The 21,638-nt window shown below is 72.3% G+C and carries 18 protein-coding genes; 9 read left to right on the top strand and 9 right to left on the bottom strand.

Going from position 1 to position 21,638, the window contains the following annotated elements; all coding sequences use genetic code 11:
• Positions 1 to 11: 11 nt before the first annotated feature.
• Positions 12 to 1,475, bottom strand: coding sequence for a family 43 glycosylhydrolase (locus tag Cco03nite_RS20180; RefSeq protein ID WP_203693699.1), 1,464 nt, complete (start codon positions 1,473 to 1,475; stop codon positions 12 to 14).
• Positions 1,476 to 1,487: 12 nt separating this feature from the next.
• Positions 1,488 to 2,885 carry a glycoside hydrolase family 43 protein gene (locus Cco03nite_RS20175; RefSeq protein WP_203693698.1) on the bottom strand — a complete coding sequence of 466 codons (1,398 nt, stop codon included), beginning with the start codon at positions 2,883 to 2,885 and terminating at the stop codon, positions 1,488 to 1,490.
• Between the two features lie 545 nt (positions 2,886 to 3,430).
• Between Cco03nite_RS20175 and Cco03nite_RS20170 the strand changes: the two genes are divergently transcribed.
• The 5 genes from Cco03nite_RS20170 to Cco03nite_RS20150 all read left to right on the top strand — a co-directional run bounded on the left by Cco03nite_RS20170 (position 3,431) and on the right by Cco03nite_RS20150 (position 7,968).
• Positions 3,431 to 4,168: a hypothetical protein gene (locus Cco03nite_RS20170; RefSeq protein ID WP_203693697.1), complete on the top strand. Its 738-nt coding sequence runs from the start codon at positions 3,431 to 3,433 to the stop codon at positions 4,166 to 4,168.
• Between the two features lie 218 nt (positions 4,169 to 4,386).
• The gene (locus tag Cco03nite_RS20165; protein WP_203693696.1) at positions 4,387 to 5,631 is read left to right on the top strand and encodes a cytochrome P450 family protein; all 1,245 of its coding nucleotides are present in this window, start codon (positions 4,387 to 4,389) and stop codon (positions 5,629 to 5,631) included.
• Positions 5,632 to 5,814: 183 nt separating this feature from the next.
• Positions 5,815 to 6,438: an RNA polymerase sigma factor gene (locus Cco03nite_RS20160; RefSeq protein WP_203693695.1), complete on the top strand. Its 624-nt coding sequence runs from the start codon at positions 5,815 to 5,817 to the stop codon at positions 6,436 to 6,438.
• The gene (locus Cco03nite_RS20155) at positions 6,435 to 7,229 is read left to right on the top strand and encodes a hypothetical protein (protein WP_203693694.1); all 795 of its coding nucleotides are present in this window, start codon (positions 6,435 to 6,437) and stop codon (positions 7,227 to 7,229) included. Before Cco03nite_RS20160 ends, Cco03nite_RS20155 begins: the two co-directional genes overlap by 4 nt.
• Positions 7,230 to 7,347: 118 nt before the next feature.
• The gene (locus Cco03nite_RS20150; RefSeq protein ID WP_203693693.1) at positions 7,348 to 7,968 is read left to right on the top strand and encodes a hypothetical protein; all 621 of its coding nucleotides are present in this window, start codon (positions 7,348 to 7,350) and stop codon (positions 7,966 to 7,968) included.
• A gap of 56 nt (positions 7,969 to 8,024) precedes the next feature.
• On the opposite strand, the gene Cco03nite_RS20145 is transcribed toward Cco03nite_RS20150, so the two are convergent.
• From Cco03nite_RS20145 to Cco03nite_RS20135, 3 genes are all read right to left on the bottom strand, one after another.
• Positions 8,025 to 8,792 (bottom strand): metallophosphoesterase family protein, encoded by a 768-nt coding sequence (locus Cco03nite_RS20145; RefSeq protein ID WP_239167502.1) that lies wholly within the window; start codon positions 8,790 to 8,792, stop codon positions 8,025 to 8,027.
• Positions 8,793 to 8,878: 86 nt separating this feature from the next.
• Positions 8,879 to 10,894 carry an FAD-dependent oxidoreductase gene (locus tag Cco03nite_RS20140; RefSeq protein WP_203693692.1) on the bottom strand — a complete coding sequence of 672 codons (2,016 nt, stop codon included), beginning with the start codon at positions 10,892 to 10,894 and terminating at the stop codon, positions 8,879 to 8,881.
• 233 nt (positions 10,895 to 11,127) lie between these two features.
• Positions 11,128 to 11,868, bottom strand: coding sequence for an SAM-dependent methyltransferase (locus Cco03nite_RS20135; protein WP_203693691.1), 741 nt, complete (start codon positions 11,866 to 11,868; stop codon positions 11,128 to 11,130).
• A gap of 209 nt (positions 11,869 to 12,077) precedes the next feature.
• Between Cco03nite_RS20135 and Cco03nite_RS20130 the strand changes: the two genes are divergently transcribed.
• Positions 12,078 to 12,875 (top strand): methyltransferase domain-containing protein, encoded by a 798-nt coding sequence (locus Cco03nite_RS20130; RefSeq protein WP_203693690.1) that lies wholly within the window; start codon positions 12,078 to 12,080, stop codon positions 12,873 to 12,875.
• Here the strand turns inward: Cco03nite_RS20130 and Cco03nite_RS20125 are convergent.
• Complete coding sequence (locus Cco03nite_RS20125; RefSeq protein WP_203693689.1) at positions 12,862 to 13,980, bottom strand: substrate-binding domain-containing protein; 1,119 nt, start codon at positions 13,978 to 13,980, stop codon at positions 12,862 to 12,864. The genes Cco03nite_RS20130 and Cco03nite_RS20125 overlap by 14 nt on opposite strands.
• A 98-nt stretch (positions 13,981 to 14,078) precedes the next feature.
• Here Cco03nite_RS20125 and Cco03nite_RS20120 point away from each other — a divergent pair, with 98 nt between their 5' ends.
• Positions 14,079 to 14,528, top strand: coding sequence for a MarR family winged helix-turn-helix transcriptional regulator (locus tag Cco03nite_RS20120; RefSeq protein ID WP_239167501.1), 450 nt, complete (start codon positions 14,079 to 14,081; stop codon positions 14,526 to 14,528).
• A gap of 426 nt (positions 14,529 to 14,954) precedes the next feature.
• On the opposite strand, the gene Cco03nite_RS20115 is transcribed toward Cco03nite_RS20120, so the two are convergent.
• On the bottom strand, positions 14,955 to 16,565 hold the full coding sequence (locus Cco03nite_RS20115; protein ID WP_203693688.1) for an ADP-ribosyltransferase domain-containing protein: 1,611 nt from the start codon (positions 16,563 to 16,565) through the stop codon (positions 14,955 to 14,957).
• A 226-nt stretch (positions 16,566 to 16,791) separates the two neighbouring features.
• Between Cco03nite_RS20115 and Cco03nite_RS20110 the strand changes: the two genes are divergently transcribed.
• Complete coding sequence (locus tag Cco03nite_RS20110) at positions 16,792 to 17,466, top strand: macro domain-containing protein (protein WP_203693687.1); 675 nt, start codon at positions 16,792 to 16,794, stop codon at positions 17,464 to 17,466.
• 71 nt (positions 17,467 to 17,537) lie between these two features.
• Here Cco03nite_RS20110 and Cco03nite_RS20105 read toward each other — a convergent pair whose 3' ends face one another.
• The gene (locus tag Cco03nite_RS20105; RefSeq protein WP_203693686.1) at positions 17,538 to 18,800 is read right to left on the bottom strand and encodes a D-alanyl-D-alanine carboxypeptidase family protein; all 1,263 of its coding nucleotides are present in this window, start codon (positions 18,798 to 18,800) and stop codon (positions 17,538 to 17,540) included.
• Between the two features lie 247 nt (positions 18,801 to 19,047).
• Here Cco03nite_RS20105 and Cco03nite_RS20100 point away from each other — a divergent pair, with 247 nt between their 5' ends.
• Entirely contained in the window at positions 19,048 to 20,466 is a 1,419-nt protein-coding gene (locus Cco03nite_RS20100) for a hypothetical protein (RefSeq protein WP_203693685.1), read from the top strand.
• On the opposite strand, the gene Cco03nite_RS20095 is transcribed toward Cco03nite_RS20100, so the two are convergent.
• The gene (locus tag Cco03nite_RS20095; protein ID WP_203693684.1) at positions 20,406 to 21,605 is read right to left on the bottom strand and encodes a hypothetical protein; all 1,200 of its coding nucleotides are present in this window, start codon (positions 21,603 to 21,605) and stop codon (positions 20,406 to 20,408) included. The genes Cco03nite_RS20100 and Cco03nite_RS20095 overlap by 61 nt on opposite strands.
• Between the last annotated feature and the right edge of the window lie 33 nt (positions 21,606 to 21,638).

Raw genomic sequence — 21,638 nt, 5'->3', positions numbered from 1 at the left:
TCACTCCAAGGTCATTCGAGGACGAAGGTGGCGTCGGCGCGCCCGACGGTGTCGGTGACCGCCTGCACGTACAGCAGGTAGTTGCTGTGCCGCAGGTAGCGGCCGGCGTAGGTCTGCGACTCGAACGACACCGCCGACGAGCTCGCCAGGCCCGCGCGCTGGAAGAAGCTCGCGTCGGCGCGGAACGCCGCCGTGCCGTCGTTGCGGTCCACCCACGCCTCGCCGTTGCTGCGCTGGCGCAGGAAGTAGCCGGGGAAGTTGGTCGACTCCAGCGAGACGCTGCCGCCGCCGTTGAGGCCGGTGACGATCCGGAACTGCGAGTCGGCCAGGTTGGTGACGTTGGTGTCGATCCGGGCCCGGTACTCCCAGTGGCGCACGAAGCGGTCCGGGAAGTTGTAGGACTTCAACCGGACCGGGTGTGCCCCGTCGGGGATCGGGACGCCGAAGTTCGGGGTGCCGTCGGCGTTCCAGTACAGCTTCTGCAGCCGGGTGCGCCGGTTCGGGTCGTTGAGCGGGTCGCCGCTGATGTCGCGGTAGTTGCGGTCGTGGTAGACCAGGATGTCGCTGGCCCCGTCCTCGGACACGGTGAACGAGTTGTGGCCCGGCCCCCACTGTCCGGTGGCGGAGTTGCTGGCGAACACCGGGTTCTGCGACTTGGTCCACGACGACGCGCTGAGCAGGTTGCTGCCCGCCGTCGCGGTGAGCATGCCCAGGCAGTAGTTGGCGTCGGTGGCGCTGGCCGAGTACGTCATGAACAGCTTGCCGTTGCGCTGGATGACGGTCGGTCCCTCGGCCACCTTGTAGCCGCGGGTCTCCCAGGCCAGCGTGGGTATCGTCAGCCGGGTGGTCGCGCCGGTGATCGTCCACGGGTTGGCCAGCCGCGCGATGTAGAGGTTGGTGTTGGTGGCGATGCCGGGCTCGGCCTGCGCCCAGATCAGGTAGCGGACGCCGCTCGCCACGAAGGTCGACGCGTCCAGGGAGAACGTCTCCCACGGGGTGCGGATCTGGCCCTTCTCGGTCCAGCTCGCGGTCAGCGGGTTCGCGCCGGTGCCCTCCAGGACGTACATCCGGATCGCCCAGACGTCGTTGGTCGCCCCGGCGGCGAAGTAGACGTACCACCTGCCGTCGATGAAGTGGATCTCCGGGGCCCAGATGTGCGCGCCCATGATGCCGCTGCTGTGCTTGCGCCAGATCACCGTCTCCGGGGCGCTGGACAGGCCCTGCAGCGTGGTGGCCCGGCGCAGGACGATGCGGTCGTACTCGGGCACCGTCGCGGTGAAGTAGTAGTAGCCGTCGGTGTGCTTGTAGATCTGGGCGTCGGCGCGCTGGTTGACCAGCGGGTTGGTGTAGCTGACCGCGGGCGATGCCGAGGCGGCGGACGCGTGCAGGCCGGTCGCGGCGAGCGCGCACAGCACCGTCATCGCGGCGAGCCGCCACCAGCGCCGCGGCGCGGCTGCTGCGGGAAGCGGGGACATGTCCTGGTCCTCTCAGTAACCGAGCTGGAAGGTGGCGTCGGCCCGGTCGGCGGCGGGCGAGCCGGAGCCGAGTACGTCGATGCGCAGCAGGTAGTTGCTGTGGCGCAGGTAGCGGTCGGGGAAGTTGTGCGAGCGGAACGAGGCCCAGCCGCTGTTGGCCAGGCCCGCGGTGCGAGTGAAGGTCGCGTCGGCGGCGAACTGCGCCGTGCCGTCGTTGGCGGCCAGACCGACCACGTAACCGCTGTGGCGCAGGTAGTTGCCGGGGTAGTTGACCGACTCGAACGACACCCCGGCCGAGTTGGCCAGGCCCGGCCGCAGCCGCCACTGGCTGTCGGCGTACGGGTCGAACGGGTACGGGTCGATGCGCCCGACCCGGTTGGCGTGTCGGATCAGCCGGTCCGGGAAGTTGTACGACTTGAGCCGGTTCCAGGCCGGCGCGCCCCAGCGGGAAAGCAGGTTGGCGTGCTCGGTGGCGGTGATCGCCGCGATGGTGGCGTGCTTGGCGTTGAGCGGCTGGGTGTACGCGGCCTTGTCCAGCGCGGTCCACGCGTTGGCGTTGACGTCGCCGCTGCGCCAGACGTAGAACTCGCCGTTGACGGGGCTGTAGGAGTCGCCCCACAGCCACCACTCGTTGCGGTCGTTGGCCTTGACCACGATCGGGGCCTCGATGCCGCCGCTGACCACGCCGCTGGTGTACGTGCTGAAGCTGTTCGGGTTGAGCGTGCTCGACCGGGCGCCGTAGAGCCGGCCGTCGGCCATGTTCTTGTAGTACAGGTAGTTCACGCCGCTGCCCAGGTGGAACGTGGCGTCCAGGACGTTGAAGCCGGGGTCGAAGAACAGCTGCGCGGAGCCGACGTTCACGAAGTCGCTGGTGTAATTGACCATGAACACGTCGCGGGTGCCGTTGTGCGCGGAGTAGACGATGCCGTACTGGCCGCGGGCGCTGTCCCAGAACGCCTCCGGCGCCCAGGTGTGCGTGTTCATGGTGTGCATCCGCACCCGCCGGTAGCCGGTGAAGCTGCGCAGGTCGACCGAGTCCCAGACGTGGATGTACTGGTTCGGCTGGGTGAAGTCGGTGCCGGTCAGGTCGGTGGCGAGCACCACGAACGTGTCGTCGCGTTTGCGCAGGATGAACGGGTCGCGCAGGCCGCCGGTGCCGGCGGTGGGCGTGGCCACGGCGTTGTTCTGGTTGAGCGGGGTCCAGTTCAGGCCGTCGGTGCTGACGGCCAGGTGCAGGCCGTAGTTGTTGGCCAGCCGGTTGGGCGACTCGGTGAAGTAGCCCATCACGTAGCCGGTCAGCGGCCCGGCGGCGTGGGCAGGGGAGCCGGTGGCGGCGATGGTCAGCCCGCCGGCCGCGGTGGCCGCGGCCGTGGACAGCAGGCCGGTCAGCAGCTCGCGTCTGGTGGTCATGGGGATCCTTCCGGGGGAGCGGGCACCCGCGGGCCGCCGGGCGGCTGCCGGGTGCGGGCACAGGTGTCATCGGGGCCGATGCCGTCGGCATCGGTCCTGATTGCGGAGAGAGTCGTTGTTTTGAGGCGGTTTCGGCGATCTATTCCTTGTTAGCGCTAACATTCGTGGCCAGGGTGCGGCGTCGTCGAAGATGGACGGTTGCCGCAGGGATCGGAGCCTGCGGTGGTGAACGGGCGTTGCGCCGGTGCCACGTCGCTGGGTGGCTGCGGTGTTTCCCAACCCTGCCCTGAGATCGGTGTTCGACGATCCCGGGCGCGCCGTGGATCTGAGGTTAGGGCGTCAGGCGAACGCTCACAAGGGTTGTCCGTCATCTTCCCGAAACTTTATCGACGGTCGATCCCGGCGGCCGGGTGTGCGTACGAAGCGGATCTCCGGCCGTTCGTGGGTGTCGGCGGCCCGCCTTCGTGCCCTAGCTTCTGTGGGCCGACCACGTGATCACCGGGGGTCGGCCGGTGCACATCGAGGAGAATGCGGGGAACGGGCACATGCAGGAACACTCGGACGGCGTCGAGGCCGTGCCGCCGGTGGGCAGGCCCCGGCGCGCGGTGTGGGCGGTGTCGGCGCTGGTCGCGGTCCTGGCGGTCGGCGCGGGCGCGGTCTGGTTCGCGTCCGGCGGCGACGAGGAGACCCCGGCCGCCACCGAGCCGGCCGCGTGGAGCACGTCGGAGGCGTCGGCCGCGCCGACCCCGTCCGAGCTGCCTTCGGCGTCGCCGACCCCGTCCCCGTCGGCTCAGCCCTCGGTACAGCCGTCGCCGTCGAAGTCGCCTACCAAGGTCCCGGTGAGGATCACGCTGCGCGTGCCGTCGACGCTTGACGGCATCGCCAAGTCGACCGAGAGCGTCGGTCCGGTGCCCACGGAGCTCAAGCAGCGATACGTGCAGGCCAAGTGGGTGTCCGGGGCGTACGGCGACGCCGAGTCGGCTGGCGGGAAGAAGATCGCCTTCTACGCGGCGACCTCGACCCGGCTCAAGTCGCCGGCCACCGAGATGCAGTGGCTGACCCAGAACATGGCCGACGACGGGTTCGCCGGCTTCTTCTCCGTGTCCACCGGCTCGTTCGGCGGCGCGGCGAAGTGCGGTCACCAGGAGGTCCTCGGCAGCGTCTACATGTGCGCGTGGGCCGACAGCGGCAGCATCGGCATGGTCATGCTCTGGGACTACGACCAGAACGAAGCCAAGGCGGCCTTCCCCCGCGTCCGCGCCCAGATCGAACGCCGCGCCTGACCCACCCGCCGCCACCGCCTGGCGCAACTCTCAAAAACTCGCGCCCTCGGAACGTGTCCGAGGGCGCGAGTTTTTAAGAGTTGCCGCACGGGCGGCGGGGCGCGCACGGGCGGGCGGGGTGGCGGGGTGGCGGCTTGCAGGGGTTGTGTCCGTTTCGTATAAGATCGCCAAGTTTGTGCTGGTCAGGGGCTTGCGATCTGAGTGGGGAACGTATGGGTATGCCGCCAGGGGACGCCGACGTGCAGTTCGCGGCGGGACCGTGGACCTCGCTGGACGACGTACCCCCGGAGCTGCTGCGTGATCGCAACAGCGACCCGTACCCCTTCTTCGCGTGGCTGCGCCGGAATGCGCCCGTGCTGCACGAGCGCAAGCGCAGCGGCCTGTCGGTGTGGCATGTGGCGAGTCACGCCGACGTCCGGGCGCTGCTGTCCGACGCCCGGCTCAGCAAGCGCCCCGAGCTGGTGCCCGCCTACGTTCCCGGCCCGGCGGGCCTGAACCGGCACCTCGTGCACGCCGACCCGCCCGAGCACACCCGCCTGCGCCGCCTGGTGAATGCGGCGTTCATCCCGCGCCGGGTCGCCGCGCTGGAGCCGCTGATCACGCGAACGGCGCAGGACCTGCTCGCCAGGCTGCCCGAGTTCGGCGTGGTCGACCTGATCGAAGAGTTCGCGATGCCGCTGACCTTCAACCTGATCTGCACGATCCTCGGCGTCCCCGACGCGCTGAACACCGCACGTACCAGGCAGATCCTCGCCGCGACCGTGATCCCGTCGGCCGACGCCGCGCGCCGGGCGGTGCAGGAGCGGGAACTGCGCGAGTACCTGCTCGCGCTGGTCGCCCACAAGCGCGCGCACGCCGCCGCGGGCGTCGCCGAGGCCGACCTGCTCGGCGCGCTGGTCGCCGCGCACGACGGCAGCGACCACCTCGGTGAGGAGGAGCTGATCGGCACCGCGTACCTGCTGCTGCTCGTGGGGCACGACACCACGGTCAACCTCATCGGCAACGGCATGCTCGCGCTGCTGCGCCACCCTGGCGAACTCCTGCGGCTGCGGGAGGAGCCCGACCTGATGCCGAGCACGATCGAGGAGCTGCTGCGCTACGACTCGCCCGTGCGCGACGCGACCTTCCGGGTCAGCACGGCGCCGGTCGAGCTGACCGGCGGCGTGATCCCCGCAGGCGCGATCGTCAGCCTGCTCATCGGCTCGGCCAACCGTGACGCGGCCTGGTTCGCCGAGCCCGACCGCCTCGACCTCGCCCGGCAGCCCAACGACCACCTGGCCTTCGGCCGCGGACCGCACTTCTGCATCGGCGCGGCGCTGGCCCGGATGGAGGCCCGGGTCGCCTTCGGCCTGCTGCTGGCGCGCTGCCCGCGGATCAGCCTCGCGTTCCGCGTCGAGGACCTGACGTGGCGACCGTCGCGGGTGATGCGGGGCCTGGAACGCCTTCCGGTCATGCTGGGATAGCGGAGGAGCGTCGTGTTCGTCGAAGTGAAGATCGCTGGTTCGGGACAGCTGACCAGCAACAGCGATCTTCGCCCGTTGGCGGCCCGGGACCGCAGATGGATATGGTCGGTGAGCACCATACGGGGCGGGCTCGGTGGCCTGGATCACAGGAACTGGCGTGGTTCGCCGGACAGAGAAGTGGTCATGGAGTCGAGTCTGCGCGCCCGGATCCGGGCGGGTGATGCCGGCGCGTTCGCCGAGCTGTTCGACCAGTACGCGCGGTCGGTCTACAACCACGCGTTCCGGCTCACCGCCGACTGGTCCACCGCCGAGGACGTCATGGCCGCCACGTACCTGCAGGCCTGGCGTTCCCGGGACCGGATCGGCGACGAGGGCGGCTCGCTGCGGCCGTGGCTGCTCGGCATCGCCACCAACGAGGCGCGCAACCACACCCGCAGCAACCGCCGCTACCGGGCGGCCGCGTCGGCGCTGCACGCGGCCGAGTTCACCGCCCCCGACCACGCCGACGAGGTGGCCGGGCGGCTCGACGACAGCGGCCGGATCACCGCCGCCATCGACGCGCTGGCGTCCCTGCGCCGTCCCGAGCGTGAGGTGATCACGCTGTGCCTGTGGGAGGGCCTGGACTACGAGTCGGCGGCGCGGGCGCTGGGCATCCCGGTCGGCACGGTGCGCTCGCGCCTGTCCCGGGCCCGGACGAAACTGCGCAAGCTCGTCGACGAGACACCCCGCGCATCCCGGAACCCGGCCGGTCCTGCCGGACAGATGAAGGACAGCACCCGTCGTCTGGCAGAGGAGGGCCACCTGTGAAGCACCCGCCGCTGGATCCGTCCGAGTGGGCGGAGCTCGCCGAGCTGCTGCCCGACCCCGGTCACCTCGAGCTGCCCCCGGGCCGGCACGAGCTGCACCGCGCACGCCTCCTCGCCGCGATCACCGAGCCGGAGCACGCCCCCGCGCCCGCCCCCCGGGCACCCCGCCGGGGCCTGCTGCGGCCCGCGCTCGCGACGGCCGCGCTGGTCACCGTCGCGGGCACGGTCACGGCGGTGGTCGCGACGAACGGCCGCGAACCGGTGGTGGCGATCCCGACGCCCGCCGCCTCCGGGCCCGCCGCGTCGACGCCCACGCCGGAACCGACCGGCGGCGGTGTCGTCGCGAAGATCCGGGCGTACGGCACCGTCCGCCAGCTCACCGACACCGCCGATCTCGTGGTGCGCGGCGAGGTGCTGAGCGTCGACGGGGCCGGACCCGACCGCACGGCCGTGTTCGGTGTCGCCGAGGTGCTCTACCGGCTGCCCCGGCTGCCCGCGACCGCCGTGATCACGGTGCGTGCGCCCGAGACGCCGCCGATCGGCATGTCCCGGCTGGAGGCCGGCCAGCACACCGTGCTCTACCTGGCCGCCGACGACCCGCAGGCGGCGGTGCCCGCGTATGCCACGCTCAGCGGCGACTTCGGCGTGTTCGACGTCGTCGGCGACGCCGTCACGGCGCGCTCGCCGGCCATGTCGGTGTCGGGGCTGCGGGAGGAGGACGCGACCGCCCGCGACCGCAGGTTCACCGCCACGCTGGCGGAGCTGCGCGCGCTGGCCCGCGAACGCGCCTGAGATTCTTGCCCGAAATCGGGAACTCGATCACGGCGGCGCACAGATAGATGGCGTAAGCAGCGCCGCGACCCGGGCGAGAACCGTCCGGGCCGGCGCCGACACGCTGAGGAGCGTTTCCATGGCAAGGATCGAGCACCCCCACCGCACCCGCGTCCTGGCGGGGACCGCGGCGCTGCTCGCGGCGGCGGCGCTGGCCGCCTGCGGCAGCACCGACCCGGCCACCCCGGCGGCCGCCCCGACGACGGCTGCCGTCGCACCGAGCGACGCCGCGCCGACCGAGGCCGCGCCGCCGGTCAACGCCAAGCTGCGGGGCTTCACCACGGTGAAGGAGCTGACCGCCACCGCCGATCTCGTAGTACGCGGCGAGGTCGAGGCGGCCGGGTTCCGGGTCGACGAGGTGCTGCGCGCGGCGAACGGAGCCGCCGCGAAGGCCGGCGATCGGATCACCCTCACCGGCCTGAACGGGCGGGTCGTCGACATGGCGCACATGTCGAAGCTGGAGCCCGGCCAGAAGGTCGTCCTTTACCTGGCCAAGGACGCCACGGCCGCGGCGACGTTCAGCACGCTGACCGGTGACTTCGGCGTGTTCGACGTGACCGGCTCCGACGACGCCGCAGTCGCGACCACCCGCTCGCAGGCGATGGCGGTCACCGGCCTGCTCGCCGAGGACCCGGCCGCTGCGGGCAAGGGTTTCCGCACTACCCTCGGCCAGCTGCGCGCCGTCGCCGCCCAGGCCTAGCGCCAGCTCGCGGGAACGGCGTGCGCCGCGCCGTTCCCGCGCCGCACCTCCGGTGATCAGTCGGCGAAGACGCGGCTCTCGGCGTCGGCGATGATCTCGGCCGGGGTCGGCGGGGTGAGCAGGTAACGCACCGTCGTGTCGCCGCTCGGGTCGCCGGTCGTGCGGCACCGGTCGACCGCCTCCTGCACGTCGTACCACGTCTGGCGCAGTTGGACCTCGGGTCCGAGCAGCGTCCAGTACGCCGTGCCGGGTGCGCCCAGGTGGTAGGGCAGGCCGACGCTGCCCGGGTTCACGCTGCGCCGGCCCGCGACCTCGCGGTCGAACTGCAGGTGGGTGTGCCCGGTGACGATCACGTGCTCCTCGGTGCCGCGCGACAGCTCGGCGAAGCGCTCCTCGGACGTCTCGGGCGTGACGCATTCGGTGTCGTCGCGCGGCGAGCCGTGGCAGAACCGCACCGGGCCCAGGCCCGCCACGTCGATGACGACGTCGAGCGGGAACGTCGCGAGGAAGTCCACCGCCTCCTCGGTGTGCTGGCGCACCATCCACGGATCGCGGGGACGGGTGTGCTCGCGCTCGCCGCGGGCCAGCTCCACGACGGCGCGGTCGGCGTTGCCGCGTACGAACACCGCCCGCCGCCCCAGCTCCTGCACCAGGTCCACCGTCGTCTGCGGCTCGGGACCCCAGGTCAGGTCGCCCAGGAACACGATCAGGTCGACACGGGCGGCGGTCAGCTCGTCGAGCACGGCGAGCAGGGCGGGCACGTTGCCGTGCACGTCGGCCAGGACCGCGACCCGCGACACCGGGCCGAGACGGGGAGTCGTCACGCGGCCGATCCTCTCACGGCCGCGGCACGCCGCGTCCAGGCTCGGGCGAACCCGGGCGTGACCGCGGCGTGCCGTGCCAGGCGGGGTCAGGCCGGGACGAAGCGGGCCGCGTCGGCGACGACGTACCCGTTGGTGGCCTCGGTGCGGATGAGCACGCTCGCGCCGGTCGGGGACGAGCCCGCGGGCAGCGTGAACGTGCCCAGCGACACCCACTGGCCGCCGCCGGTGCGCTGGTCGACGGTGCGGGTGGTGACGGTGCCGCCCGCGCAGACGTCGACAGGGACGTTGCTGGCCCGGTTGGTGTGCGACGTCCAGCGCAGGAACACCTGGTAGGACCCGGTCGTGGGGATGGTCGGGGTGAACCGGAGCCGGTTGACGCCCTTGTTGGTGTTGTCGTCGTGCTCGTAGTCGGGCCCGTGGTATCCGGCGACCGAGGTGGAGGTGAGCCAGACGCCCGCCCGGGTGACCCCGGCGGACGTGGAGCTGTCGACGATGATCTCGCCGGGTGCGGTCAACGGCCAGGTCAGCAGCTGCCCGTCGGCGCGCAGCCGGGCCTGCAGCGTCGCGATCGGCACCTGCTGCACCGCAGACCCGGCCGCGATCGCCAGGTGCGCGGCCGTCGGCGCCGACTGGGCGAGGATCATGAAAACGGGTTCCATCCGGATCGAGCCGTACGCGATGTGGCTCGCCGACAGGCACACCGGGACCAGCAGGTTCGTGCACTGCGACTCGTACGGCACGATCGCCCGGTAGCTGATGCCGAACGGCTGCGGCACGGCGATCTGCACGTCGCCCTCGTTCTTCAGCCCGCCCGCGACCACGACGCGCTGGCAGTTGTGCGAGTCCATGGTGTAGCTGGCCAGCCCGACCGAGTCGGCCGCGACCCGCCCGCCGCGGCAGTCGGCCTCCGTCATGACGTACGCCGACACCAGACGCCGCGCCTCGCGCACGTACAGCTGGGTGGGCCAGCCGCCGTTGCCGGTGAACTCGTCCGCAGCCAGTCCCCACGACGCGGTGGCGCTGCGGATAGAGACGGGCAGCCTAGGGTCGTTGGCCAGGAACCACATCAGTCCCTGCTGGTAGACGCGGTGCTCCTCGACCAGGCTCGCGCGGGCCGCGTAGGACGCGGTCGGGTAGGCGTAGTTCTGGCCGATGAAGTCGGTCGAGAACGCCCCGTCGTTGTTGGAGTCCGTCTTGCCGCCGCCGACCTGGTGCGTGGTGAAGAACGGCCCGGTGTATCCGGCCTGCACGTACCGCGCCAGCGGCTCGTAGCGGATCGCGTCGTAGCCCGCGGGCTTGGCGAACGGGATCCGGTTGGCGGCCTGGGTCAGGCACATCCGGAAGTTGTACGCCTGGATCCGCCCGTCACCGCTGCCCGCGGGCGCGACCGGGGCGGCCGAGATGCCGGGCAGCAGCCCGCTGGCCGCGCTGCCCGGGGTGGCGTACGGGTCGACGAACCGGTTGAACTGGTGCGCGTTGCGCAGCTGCACCCCGTTGATCGTCTCGCCGTACACGCTGTTGGCCTCGCGGCCCGCGGTCCAGCCGACCCCGGCCCGCGCCATCAGGTCACCCTCGTACGTCGCGTCGACGAACATCGGGCCGCGGAACACCTGCCCGTTGTCGCAGACCACCTCGCTGATCCGGTTGCCGGCCATGGTCACCGAGGTCATCCGGTTGTTCAGGTAGACCGGCACGCCCGCCTCGGCCAGCAGCTCGTCGAAGATCACCGCGGCGACGTGCGGCTCGAACGTGAACCGGGCGGGGGAGGTGGGGGTGACGGCGGTGCCGTTGTACTTCGCGTACACCCGGCGGTAGAACTCCGCGGCCAGGCCGCCGATGGCGGCCTTGACGCCGCTGTCGGTCATGCCCAGCCCGCCGCTCGACAGGCCGCCGACGTGCGAGCCGGGCTCGACGATCACCGCGCTGCGGCCCAGCCTGCGTGCGGTCACCGCGGCGGCGATCCCGGCCGAGGTCGCCCCGTAGACCACCAGGTCGGCGGTGACGACGGCGGCGGCCAGCGCGGGCAGCGAGACGGCCGGGACGGCGGCGACCACGAGGGTCGCGGTGCCCAGGCGCAGGACATGACGGCGGGTGTACGGCATGAGAACGCTCCTGATCGGCCGACGATCGGTCAGGGGAGCGCGCCGCCGCACCCGGCACTCAGGATCATGCGCCCATCGACCGCTGTCAAGCCGCGCCGCTTCGTGATCGCTCGACTTGCCAGGCAACCGTGCGTATCTTGAGCCCGCATACGCCCATGTGCCAGACAAGTCGAGCGATCATGGCCGCGCCGCGCCGGGCCGCCGGGCGGGTCGCCCGGCGGCCCGGTGGCGGGTCACTTGATGGCGATGCCGCCCCAGAAGGCGTCGGGGACCTGCTCGGGGGTGCCGTCGGGGCGCCAGTCGGCGACGGGGACGATGCCGTCGGCGGTGAGCTGCCAGCGGCCGAGCAGCTTGCCGAAGTCGGCGGGCTCGCGCATGTGGAAGCCGGGGCCCATCATCGCCAGCGCCTCGGGATAGGCCGACAGCTCCATCGCGTCGAAGTCGAACGCGAGCCGGCTGCCCGCCGGGACCAGGTCGTACATCTCGTCCAGGGCGCGGGCGAGGGTCGCGTCGTCGAGGAACGCCGCCAGGCCCAGGAAGATCAACCCTACGGGGCGGGTGGCGTGGTCGGGCAGCGCCCGGTCGAGCGCGGCGGGGTCGATGCCGCGCGGATTCGCGGCGTCACCGAGCACGTAGTCCACGCCCGGACGCCCGGCCAGCAGCTCGCGCCCGGCCGCGACGATCTCCGGGTCCACGTCGGTGTAGAGGACCCGCGCGTCCGGCACGGTCTCGTGCACGTTGCCCTGGGCGGGGATGCCCGCGCCGAAGACGAGGAACTGGTCCACGCCCTCGGCGGCCAGTTGCCGCGCCGCGCGGCCGGAGAACGCCCGCAGCGAGCGGAAGATCTCCGCACACGGCCCGTACGCGCCCTCGAAGGCCTGCGCGGCGGCGACGTCGATCGGGTGATGCCGGTTCCCGCCGAGCCAGTAGTCGATCATCCGGGCGGTGCTCGGGGCCTGCGGCTCCGTCGTCATGGTCTTCTCCTTTAGCGAAATCGCGGTCCTCAGTCTCGCACCGTCGTGACCGGACGGTTCCGTCGCGGCCGTGCCTGCGGCTTCACCGGCCCGCCCCGCGGAAACGCCCCACCCGCCCGCATCGCCCCCGAAAACCGCTTCTGACGTCGTACGGAGTATTCGCGTGTTCCGGGGTGCCCGGCGACTGAACAACCGTTACGGTCGAACCCATGAGCAACGTGACCCGTGACGTGTTCGACGACAAGGTGTCCGCCTGGCGGCAGTGGCAGGACGCGCCCTGGGGCCGGTTGCGCTACACCCTCGCCGAGCACAACATCGCCCGCCACCTCGACGGACGCCGGCTGCACATCCTCGACGTGGCCGGCGGCAACGGCGTCGAGGCGGTCCGCTACGCCGTCGCCGGGCACCAGGTCACCCTGGTGGACTACTCGCCCCAGATGCTGGTCTCGGCACGCTCGCTGGCCGAGTCCACCGGCGTGGCGCACCGGGTCACCGTCATCGAGTCCGACGTCGCCAAGCTCGGCGACGTGGTCGAGCAGCAGGCCTACGACCTGGTGCTGTGCCACAACCTGCTGCCGTACGTGGCCGACGTCGAGTCGACGCTGTCGACGGTGCTGGCCCCGCTGCGCGAGGGCGGCCTGCTCAGCGTCATCGCGGGCAACGCGCACTCCGAGCCGCTGCGCGCGGCCATCCGCGACATGGACCTGACCGCGGCGTACGAGTCCATCGACGCCGCCGAGCGGTTCACCCACACGTTCAACACCCCGGTCTACCCGCGTACCGCCGACGAGGTGTGCACCGCGCTGCGCCGCATCGGCGCGGGCGTGCTCGGCCACTACGGCATCCGCTCGGTGTGCGACTACATCCCCGACGACGAGCGCAAGTACGACGCGTCGTTCTTCGCCGAGCTGGAGCGCCTGGAGATCGCGCTGTCGGACCGCATGCCGTTCCCGCTGACCGCGCGGCTGTTCCACGTGATCGCGAGCGTGCCGGTCACAGCTGGGTGAGCACGTTGAAGTCGAGCCGGTCGGCCTCGGCTAGGTAGATGCGCTGCCGGGCGTGCCGGCGGCGCATCGCGATCGCCCCACGCGGCCCCTCGTAGGTGACCGTGTCCGCGCCCGACCCGATGGCCCGCACGTCCAGCGAGCCCGCCCGGTTGATCAGCGCGGCCAGCAGCAGCACACCCTCGTAGCAGGACTCGCCCAGGCTGCCCGGCTGCGGCGCCTCGACGCCGAAGCGGCGCGCGTACTGGCCGTGGAAGTCCAGGTTCTCCGGGGTCACCAGCGTCGCGAAGAAGCCCGCGGTGCTGAACAGGCCACGCGTGGCGTGCGCGCCGCTGGCCATCAGCATGTTCTCGTCCATCAGCGTGCTCAGCCGCAGGCAGCGCTGGTCCAGCCCGGACGCGGCGAAGGCCCGGTTGAAGCGCACCGCGTCGTTGCCGACCAGCAGCATCAGCACCGCGTCGGCGGCGCTGCGCTCGATGCGGCGCAGCACGTCGGCGAAGCCGTGCACGCCCAGCGGCAGGAACGCCTGCCCGCACACCTGCGTGCCGGACTCCACCGCGTACCGGTGGGCGGCCGCCGCGGTCCGGCGCGGCCACACGTAGTCGTTGCCGACGACGAACCAGCGTCTCACCCGGTGCTCCCCGCCCAGCAGCCGCATCGCGGGCAGCAGCTGCTCGTCGGGGGTCTCGCTGGTCAGGTAGACGCCTTCGGTGCGCTCGCCGCCCTCGTACAGGGCCGTGTAGACATACGGCACGCGGTGCGCGATGCGGGGCGCGAGGGCCTGGCGCACCGAGGAGATGTGCCAGCCGGTCACCCCGTGCACCGCGCCGAGCGACACCAGCGCGTCGACCTCCGCGGCGACCCGCTCCGGGGCGGCCCCGCCGTCCACCGGCACCAGGCTCAGTTCCCGCCCCAGCACCCCGCCATTGCGGTTGACCTCCTCGACGGCAAGCTGCGCGCACAGCTCGCAGGTCGGGCCGAAGATCCCGGCCGGGCCCTGCATCGGGAACACCAGTGCCACGTGCACCGTCTGCCCGAGGGTGCCCGCGTTCCGGCCGGGCAGTCCGGGGACGACCAGGCCGGGTAACCGCTGCGGCGGTACGGGCATGGGCACATGTTCCCGTGACCCGCGCATGATCTCCAGACGGTTCCCGCACTCGAAGCCATTCTGTAGCATGAGTCACGTCCACCGGTCGAGGAGGGACTTTGTCCGCCCCAGCGCCCCACGGTCCGACTCCCGATCTGCTGCACCTGCTCACCCAGGCTGAGCGGTTGCTGCAGCGGCGGCTGTCGGCGATCCTGCGTGCCGAGCAGTGCTCGCCTGAGGCGTGGCGGGTGCTGACGCTGCTGGCCGCGGAGGGCGGGCGGCCGATGACCGAGGTCGCCGACGGCGCGTTCCTGCCGCCCGGCACCCTGACGAAGGTCGTCGACCAGCTCGTCGAGCACAGCCTGGTGTACCGCCGGGTCGATCCGCTCGACCGCCGCCGCATCCGCGCCTACCTCAGCCCGCGCGGCCGCCAGCTGCACGACCGCATCGCGGCCCAGGTGCGGGGGAGCGTCGGCGAACTGGCCATGCCCGAGGCCGAACGCGACCAGCTCGCCGCATTGCTGGGCTCGCTCACCGCGGCGCTGTCCCGCCAGCCCGCCGCCGCCTGAGCGCCCATTGCCACGTCGATAGACCTGGCTTAATATGAGGCTGCAGTGGGCGGGAGCGTTTCCACGGCTCGGGCAGGCACAGGGCCGTTCCGCGATGACATCGGGCGAAGGGCCACGGCGTCCGAGGTCCACCTCGGCACCGGAGTGTCGGTCGCGGGACGCGAGGATCGCCTGCGCCTTCCCCCGGCCCGGCTCGTGACGCACGCGGTGCACCACGCCACTTCGCCGACTGATGCTCGATGCCTTCACCGGCTTCCCTGACCCGTCCCGGTGCCCGGGGGTACAGCCCGCGCACCGGGACGCCTTCGTCGCCCGCACGCTTCCGGTCAGGCCGTGATCCACAGTCCAATTAGGTCCGGCGCGGGCTGCTGACAGCCACGGCGCGCCCGCCCGCGCGGCGGCGGGCGGGCGGGCCGTCCCGGTCGATCAGGCGACCATGCGCTGCTCGGCCAGCTCGGTCAGCCGCACCGTGCACAAGCCGCCGCGCTCGGTCTGCACGTCGGTCACCGTGAGCTGCGTGCCGGGCGCGAGGATGAACTCCTCCTCGCCGGTGAACGCCGAGAAGCTGCGGATGCCCACCGCCCGCGCCGGCGTCACCTCGAAGATGGTCCGCTTGCCCCGGCTGCCGAGGAACGCCCGCGCCACCCCGAGCTTCGAGGTGCACGACGACACACCCCACCAGGTCACCGTCTGGCCCACCGGGTACTGCGCCCGCAGGTCCAGCGCCACCCCGCGCCACAGCGGCTCGGTGCGCGCGGGCAGCCGCGACACGGCCGAGAACAGCAGCCGCAGGTACGGCAGGTACGGCGTGATCCGGGTGCGGTCGGGGTGGCGCAGCGTGGCGTTGATCTGGCGGTAGAACGCCGACTCGCACGTGTACAGGTACAGCGCCGCGACCTCGTCGGCGGTCAGCCCGCCGGTTGCCTGCTCGGCCTGCCTGCGGCCGAAGTCGTGCGAGCTCTCCACATACCAGTCGAGCCCGGACAGCAGTTTGGCGGCCGGGGCGACGGCTTCGCGGAAGTCCATCAGCGGGGTGTCGAAGACGCCGGTGATCGCGGGCAGCGCCAGGCCCTCGTCCTTGACGCTGGCGAGTCGCTCCAGGTAGAGCTTGTGCAGCTCCATGGTGGACGCGATGAACGCACCCATCCGGTCGGCGGTGTCCGCGTCGGCGCCCTGGCCGGCGCCGGTGTTCCAGCCCTTGCTCGGCAGCCAGTCGACCTCGTCGGCGCCGAGTTCCCGCAGTGCCTCGTTGACCGTGGCGAAGTGCTCGCCGTCGCAGAAGATGTCGCCCTGCGCCGCCGGGTTGGGGTGGTCGATGTGCCGGACCTCGACCTCCGGATACTTCTTCTGCAGCCGTACCACCAGGTTCTTCAGGCCGCGGGCGTGCGCGCCCCACCACGCGAACACGACGCCGCGGTCCTGCTCGTCGGCGTGCTGCTTGGACCGCAGGATCTCCTCGACGAGCTTCTCGACCACCGGCCGCCAGAACGCGGTGTGCTGGTCGACGCCCATCGCGCCGTCGCCGCTGGCCGTCAGCGACGCGTTGAGCAGCAGCACACCCTGGGTCAGCATCGCCTGGAACCACTCCGGCGGCTGCACGGTGTCGTGCTGGCGCAGCAGCTTGCGGATGTCGGCGATCGGCGTCTTCTTCGGGATGCCGTGCTTCCACATCGCCGCCGCCTTGATGATGCAGCGGATCGTGATGACCTTGCCGAACTGGCTGTCGTTCCAGTCGTGGAAGGTGTTGTCGAACATGGCGATGCCGGTCGCGCTCTCCGGCCGGGGGTACGGGTTCTGCCCGAAGACGACGACCTTCCACTTGTGCGGCGGGTTCGGCTTGAGCGCCTGGAAGGTCAGCTCGCGGACGGGCACGACCTGCGGGCCGCGACCCGGGCCGATGAAGGTGGCCGCGCCGGGCTGCGCCTCGATGACCGGCTTGAGCAGCGGCAGCCACGGCTCGCCGCCGCCGTTGAACAGTTCGGCGAGGCCGAGCGGGTCGTCCTGCCCGGCCGGCGTCGGCGCGGCGTTGTCGCTCATGGTGTGCTCCCGGGGGCGGCCGTGCCGGCTGGCACGGTGATCGGCTTGGGCTCCGCGCGCGGCGACCCGAAGATCAGCCGCGCCAGGCGGACCGGACGCTAACACCGGGCCACGACAACTCGCGGACGTCCGTTCGATCACGACCCGGCCGCCGGGATTTCGTCGGTGCGGCCCGCTATCTTTCGAGCCGCTGGACCCACCCCCTTCCCCGTGACCGGAGCGAACCATGACTGTCAGCGAGATGAAGCCCCAGCTCAAGGTAGTGCTGAGTGACGTCAACACGAAGGTGGTGCAGGCGTGGCAGTCGGCGTTCGCCGACACCCCCGAGGTCGAGATCTCACGCGGGTCGATCATCGACCGGCGTGTCGACGCGTGGGTCAGCCCGACCAACTCGCTGGGCGACATGAACGGCGGCGTGGACGCGGTCATCAAGCGGCACCTGGGCGCGGGCATCCAGTTGCGGGTGCAGCGGGCGATCCGGGACGGGTTCGGCGGGTCGCTGCCGATCGGCAGCGCGGTGTGCGTGCCGTCGGGCGCGGCCAACCCGAAGTTCCTGATCTCGACGCCGACGATGAACCAGTCGGCGGAGAACGTGCGCGAGACGCTCAACGTGGCGCTGGCGTGCGCGGCCGCGTTCCAGGCCGTGCACCTGCAGAATGAGCGCGAGCCCGGCAGCATCACCTCGATCGCGCTGGTCGGCATGGGCGCGGCGACGGGCAAGGTGCCGCCGCAGGTGTGCGCGAACCTGATGTGGGCCGGTTACACGCTGTTCCAGGACTACTCGTTCGCCGGCTACGACGAGCTGCGCTCGACGATCTGCGGCCAGCTGGGCGACATCGAGAGCCGCCCCGTGCAGCGGGTGCGGATCACGCCCCCGGCGCGGTCGGCCGGGCGCCGCTGAACGACGATCCGCGGCCACCGGGCCCTCACCGGCCCGGTGCCGCGGATCGCGCTTCGGTGTCGGCCGACCGGTCAGCGCCGCGTATGGTTGCCGCGCCGTCGCCGGGCGGCCGCCGAGAGCACCAGCCCGGCCGCCGCGATCACCGCGCCGAACGCGAGCAGCGGCGGCGTGCCCGTGCCGCCCTCGCCCGCGAGGGCGTTCGTGCCGGTGCCCGGGGTGTCGGCGGCCTGGGCCGCCGCCGACGGGTTCGCCGCAGCCGCGCCCCCGTCGACCAGCCGCCCGACCGAGGCGTCGGCGGGCTGGGCGAAGCCCCAGTCGAGCAGCGCCGCGCCCTGTTCCCAGCCGCGCAGCGGCACGTATTCGGCGCCGAGCACGCTGACGACCAGCCGCCGCCCGTTGCGCTCGGCCGCGCCGACATAGGTGTGCCGGGCCAGGTCGGTGTAGCCGGTCTTGCCGCCGAGCGCGCCCGGGTAGTTGTCGATCAGCAGGTTCTGGTTCTGGATCTGGAAGCCCTTGTGGTGCTTGCCCTGGTCGGGGATCTGCGTGTACCGGGTGAGGGCGTACTTGCGGAACAGCGGCTCGGCCAGGCACGCCCGCATGATCAGGGCGAGGTCGTAGGCGCTGGTGAACTGGCCGGGCGCGTCCAGGCCGGACGGGGTGACCGCGTGCGTCTGGAACGCGCCGAGCTTCGCGGCCAGCTCGTTCATCTCGCGGACCCCGGCCTCGGCGGAGCCGGCGCCCAGGCGGGCCAGCACGTTCGCGGCGTCGTTGCCGGAGGCGAGCAGCAGCCCCAGCCACAGCGTCTCCACCGTGTACCGGCCGCCCTCGATCAGCCCCGCCGAGGAGCTGCCCGGCTCGATGTCGACGTCCTCGCGGGTGATGGTGACGACGCGTTTCGGGTCGAGCCGCGCGATCATGGTCGCCGCGAGCAGCAGCTTCTGCACGCTGGCCGGGGTGGCGTACTCGTGGGCGCCGCACGCGCCGAGCACCGCGCCGCTGTCGAGGTCGGCGACCAGCCAGGAGGTGGCGGTGACCGCGGGCGGCGCGGCGGCGGAAGCGGGCACGGCCAGCCCCGCGGTGGCCAGCTCGTCGCCGCCGACGGTGCGCAGGACGGGGTCGGCCGAGGGCGGGGACGGGCGTGTCGGCGCGGACACCCGCGGCCCGGCGGGCTTCGGGCAGGGCGCGACGCGCCAGGAGGCGGCGTGCGCGGGCGCGGCCCGGCCGGGGGAGACGTGCGCCTTCGCGACGCCGGGCGCGGCGACGAGCGGGATCGCCAGCGCCGCGGTGGCCACCGCGAGAGTGAGGCGCTGCCGTGAAGGCGCAAATAGGTTCATGTACGGCAGACTAGCCAAAACCGCCCGTAAGCGAAGATGTCTTCGTGAAATTGTCTCGGCCGCCGCCGGCGGTGCGGGTTGCGGCACCACCGGCGGCGGCCCGATCTCCGAGGCCCCCGGGCCGTCGCCGCCTCGGCGGTGTGGTGGGGGCCCGCCGTCCGGTGTGGATTGTGAGCGGTCACAAAGGGTCGGTAGAGTCGCCCCGGATCCGCGCCCGGTTCGGTCGGCGGCAGACCTGAGGACACGTATGAGCATCGGCGACACCCCGTCATCCAGCGCCGGTCGGCACCGGGGCCGCGCGTCGAAGCGGCGGCTGCTGCTGGTCGCCGCCGGACTGTCCGCGGTCGCCGTGCTGGCCACGGCCGCCCTCACCGCCGCCGCGGGCGGCCCGGGTTCCTGGTTCGGGTCCGACCCCGCGGCCCCCGCGCAGGCCCAGGGTCCGGCCACCCCGGACCCGTCGGCGTCGGCGTCGGCGACTACGAGCCCCGCCGCGTCGCCGTCGGCGCAGCCGGTCGGGCCCTGCGCCCGGGTCGCCGGGCCGAAGCCGGTCGTGAAGGTCACCGAGGTCAAGCTGAGCGCCGCCGTCACCGGGTACGGCCGCGAGGGCGACACCGAGCCGCTGCCCATGGCGATCGCGGAGCGGCCCGCAGGCGGCTCCTGGCTGGCCTGGCTCGGCACCAACGGGCGGGTTCACCTCGGCCGGCTCGACTGCGACGACAAGCTCATCGGCACCCCCACCAGCTTCGTCGGCATCGACCTGCAGGACGTGCACGCCGACCGCACCGGCGGGGTCGTGCTGCTGACCCGCAAGGGCGACTGCGGCGGCGGCAAGCTCTGCGGCGGCTCGTCGAGCCCGTGCAAGACCATGTACATGGTCCGGTTCGACGACACCGGCCGCCAGGTGTGGGAACGCCAGGTCACCAACCTCGGCGGCGGCCGCACCGGCTACGACGACGGCGCGCGCTTCGTCTGGTGGTACCAGCACCACGGCCGGCTCGCCACCGACGGCAAGAACTACGCGGCGTACTTCGGCGTCGCCATCACCGTGCGCAACGGCTCCTGCGTCGACATCCACGAGGGCGACCGCATGCAGGTCGTCGACGCGAACGGCAGACTGGTGTCCGGGCACCGCGACAGTTTCGAGGTCGGGTGCAGCCACAGCTGGACGACGCGCATCGTGTGGGATCCGCGGACCAGCCATTACGCGATGGTGTGCGCGACCGACAACGCGTGCCGCATCGCGCAGCCGGACCCGTACCGGACCGTGGCGGCGGGAACCTGCGACGGCAGCCTGTTCGGCGGTGACCTGGTGCTCGCGCCGAGCCGCGGTTACTGGACGGCGTGGAGCCAGGGCGGCGGCGTACGGCTGGAGCGCTTCACCACCGGCAAGTCGAACCTCACGATCAAGACCGCGGCCCGATCGAGCCACCCGCACCTGGTGAGCTACGGAACCGGCCGGATGCTGCTCGCCTGGGCGTCGGGCTCGGCGATCGCCGCGCAGGTGTACGACGCCGCCACCGGCAAGACGGTCGGCGCGAAGTTCACCGCCAACGTCCGGGACCACGACTACCAGGCGTTCAAGGCATACTCGGACGGCAGCGCGGCCTACCCGGCGGCGGGCGGCGGCAAGTCGATCCGGATCGCCCGGGTCCTGCCGCTGGCGTGAACGGCCGGTCCGGCCGCGGACGGTGTCGCGGCGGCGGGCGGGTCGAACACCGCGAGCCGGGGGTCGGCGGCCAGCGTGGTGACCTGCTCGCCGAGCGGTGTGTACTGGGCGCTGGCCGGCAGCGCCGCGCGCACGTCGGGCGTGTTCGTGATCGTCACCAGGACCATGCTGTGGCCCGTGTAGACCGCCACCGACCACCAGTCCGCATCGGCGCCCAGCCGGTGTCCGGCTTTCACCGCCTCCGGCGTCTCGTGCACGCCGTACTGCTCGACGACCAGGCCCTCCTCGGTCACCGTCGACAGGCGGCAGATGGTGAGCCGGGCGCAGTGCCGTTCGTCCGGGCGGGCCGTCGTCGGGGCCACCGAGATCGTCACGGTGCCCTGCCCGCTGGCGGTGGTGATCCGCACCGCGACCGTCAGCGCCGCCGGACCGATCGCCGGGTCGAGCAGCGCCGCCAGCGGCCGGTCGTCCCCGCGGTCGTCGAGCCCCAGGTCGACCCGCTCCAGCCCGCCCGGGTTCACCTTGGTAAGGAAGTACGCCGCGACCTCGCAGCCGAGCCGCTCGCGGCGCACCTGCTCGGGCAGGATCGATCTGGTGCGCAGGGGCAGGTCGCCGGTCAGCGCCGTCAGCCGGTCCATGCCGCCCTCGCCGGCCTCGCTCGCCGGCCGCCCCGACGGCGTGGCGGTGCCCGACGGCGGCGACGGCAGCCCGGCCATGCAGTCCTCGGCCTCGGGCAGCGGCGCCCCGCCCGGGACAGGCCGCAGCATGATCAGCGCCGCACCTGCCGCGATCAGTCCGAACACGGTAACCACCGCGGTGACGGCACGTCGCACCCGTAGCCGGGCCCGGCCGACCGCGATCAGCTCGTCGGACGTGAACGGGGTCGGCGGTGCCAGCAGGTCGGGGCCTGTCTCCGTCTCGGTGACGTGACGGCGCAGCAGCCGGAGCAGCGCCTGCTCGGCGTGGATCTCCGGGGGCTCCCGGTCGGGGCTGCTCCCGCGCAGGTAGACGTCCAGCAGGACCTGCCGGGTCAGCCGGTCGGCGGTGGCCCAGTCGCCGCAGCGGCCGTACGCCAGCCGCCGTAGCCGTCCGGCGTAGACGGTGACGAAGTCGGTGTAGTCGGCCTCCCAGTCGCGCACGTCCGTCAGTGAACACGCTCGATGACGGGCGCG

The organism is Catellatospora coxensis, from assembly GCF_016862635.1.
Taxonomy (GTDB): domain Bacteria; phylum Actinomycetota; class Actinomycetes; order Mycobacteriales; family Micromonosporaceae; genus Catellatospora; species Catellatospora coxensis.
Note: the sequence above shows the minus strand (reverse complement) of the source record. Positions and strands in the feature narration are given on the sequence as shown.

Bases quoted from the DNA above. Each gene is read 5' to 3' on its own strand.
- Cco03nite_RS20110 (WP_203693687.1), top strand. From the start codon at position 16,792: ATGACTGTCAGCGAGATGAAGCCCCAGCTCAAGGTAGTGCTGAGTGAC.
- Cco03nite_RS20180 (WP_203693699.1), bottom strand. From the start codon at position 1,475: ATGTCCCCGCTTCCCGCAGCAGCCGCGCCGCGGCGCTGGTGGCGGCTC.
- Cco03nite_RS20175 (WP_203693698.1), bottom strand. From the start codon at position 2,885: ATGACCACCAGACGCGAGCTGCTGACCGGCCTGCTGTCCACGGCCGCG.
- Cco03nite_RS20140 (WP_203693692.1), bottom strand. From the start codon at position 10,894: ATGCCGTACACCCGCCGTCATGTCCTGCGCCTGGGCACCGCGACCCTC.
- Cco03nite_RS20150 (WP_203693693.1), top strand. From the start codon at position 7,348: ATGGCAAGGATCGAGCACCCCCACCGCACCCGCGTCCTGGCGGGGACC.
- Cco03nite_RS20135 (WP_203693691.1), bottom strand. From the start codon at position 11,868: ATGACGACGGAGCCGCAGGCCCCGAGCACCGCCCGGATGATCGACTAC.
- Cco03nite_RS20100 (WP_203693685.1), top strand. From the start codon at position 19,048: ATGAGCATCGGCGACACCCCGTCATCCAGCGCCGGTCGGCACCGGGGC.
- Cco03nite_RS20170 (WP_203693697.1), top strand. From the start codon at position 3,431: ATGCAGGAACACTCGGACGGCGTCGAGGCCGTGCCGCCGGTGGGCAGG.
- Cco03nite_RS20125 (WP_203693689.1), bottom strand. From the start codon at position 13,980: ATGCCCGTACCGCCGCAGCGGTTACCCGGCCTGGTCGTCCCCGGACTG.
- Cco03nite_RS20115 (WP_203693688.1), bottom strand. From the start codon at position 16,565: ATGAGCGACAACGCCGCGCCGACGCCGGCCGGGCAGGACGACCCGCTC.
- Cco03nite_RS20105 (WP_203693686.1), bottom strand. From the start codon at position 18,800: ATGAACCTATTTGCGCCTTCACGGCAGCGCCTCACTCTCGCGGTGGCC.
- Cco03nite_RS20165 (WP_203693696.1), top strand. From the start codon at position 4,387: ATGCCGCCAGGGGACGCCGACGTGCAGTTCGCGGCGGGACCGTGGACC.
- Cco03nite_RS20130 (WP_203693690.1), top strand. From the start codon at position 12,078: ATGAGCAACGTGACCCGTGACGTGTTCGACGACAAGGTGTCCGCCTGG.
- Cco03nite_RS20160 (WP_203693695.1), top strand. From the start codon at position 5,815: ATGGAGTCGAGTCTGCGCGCCCGGATCCGGGCGGGTGATGCCGGCGCG.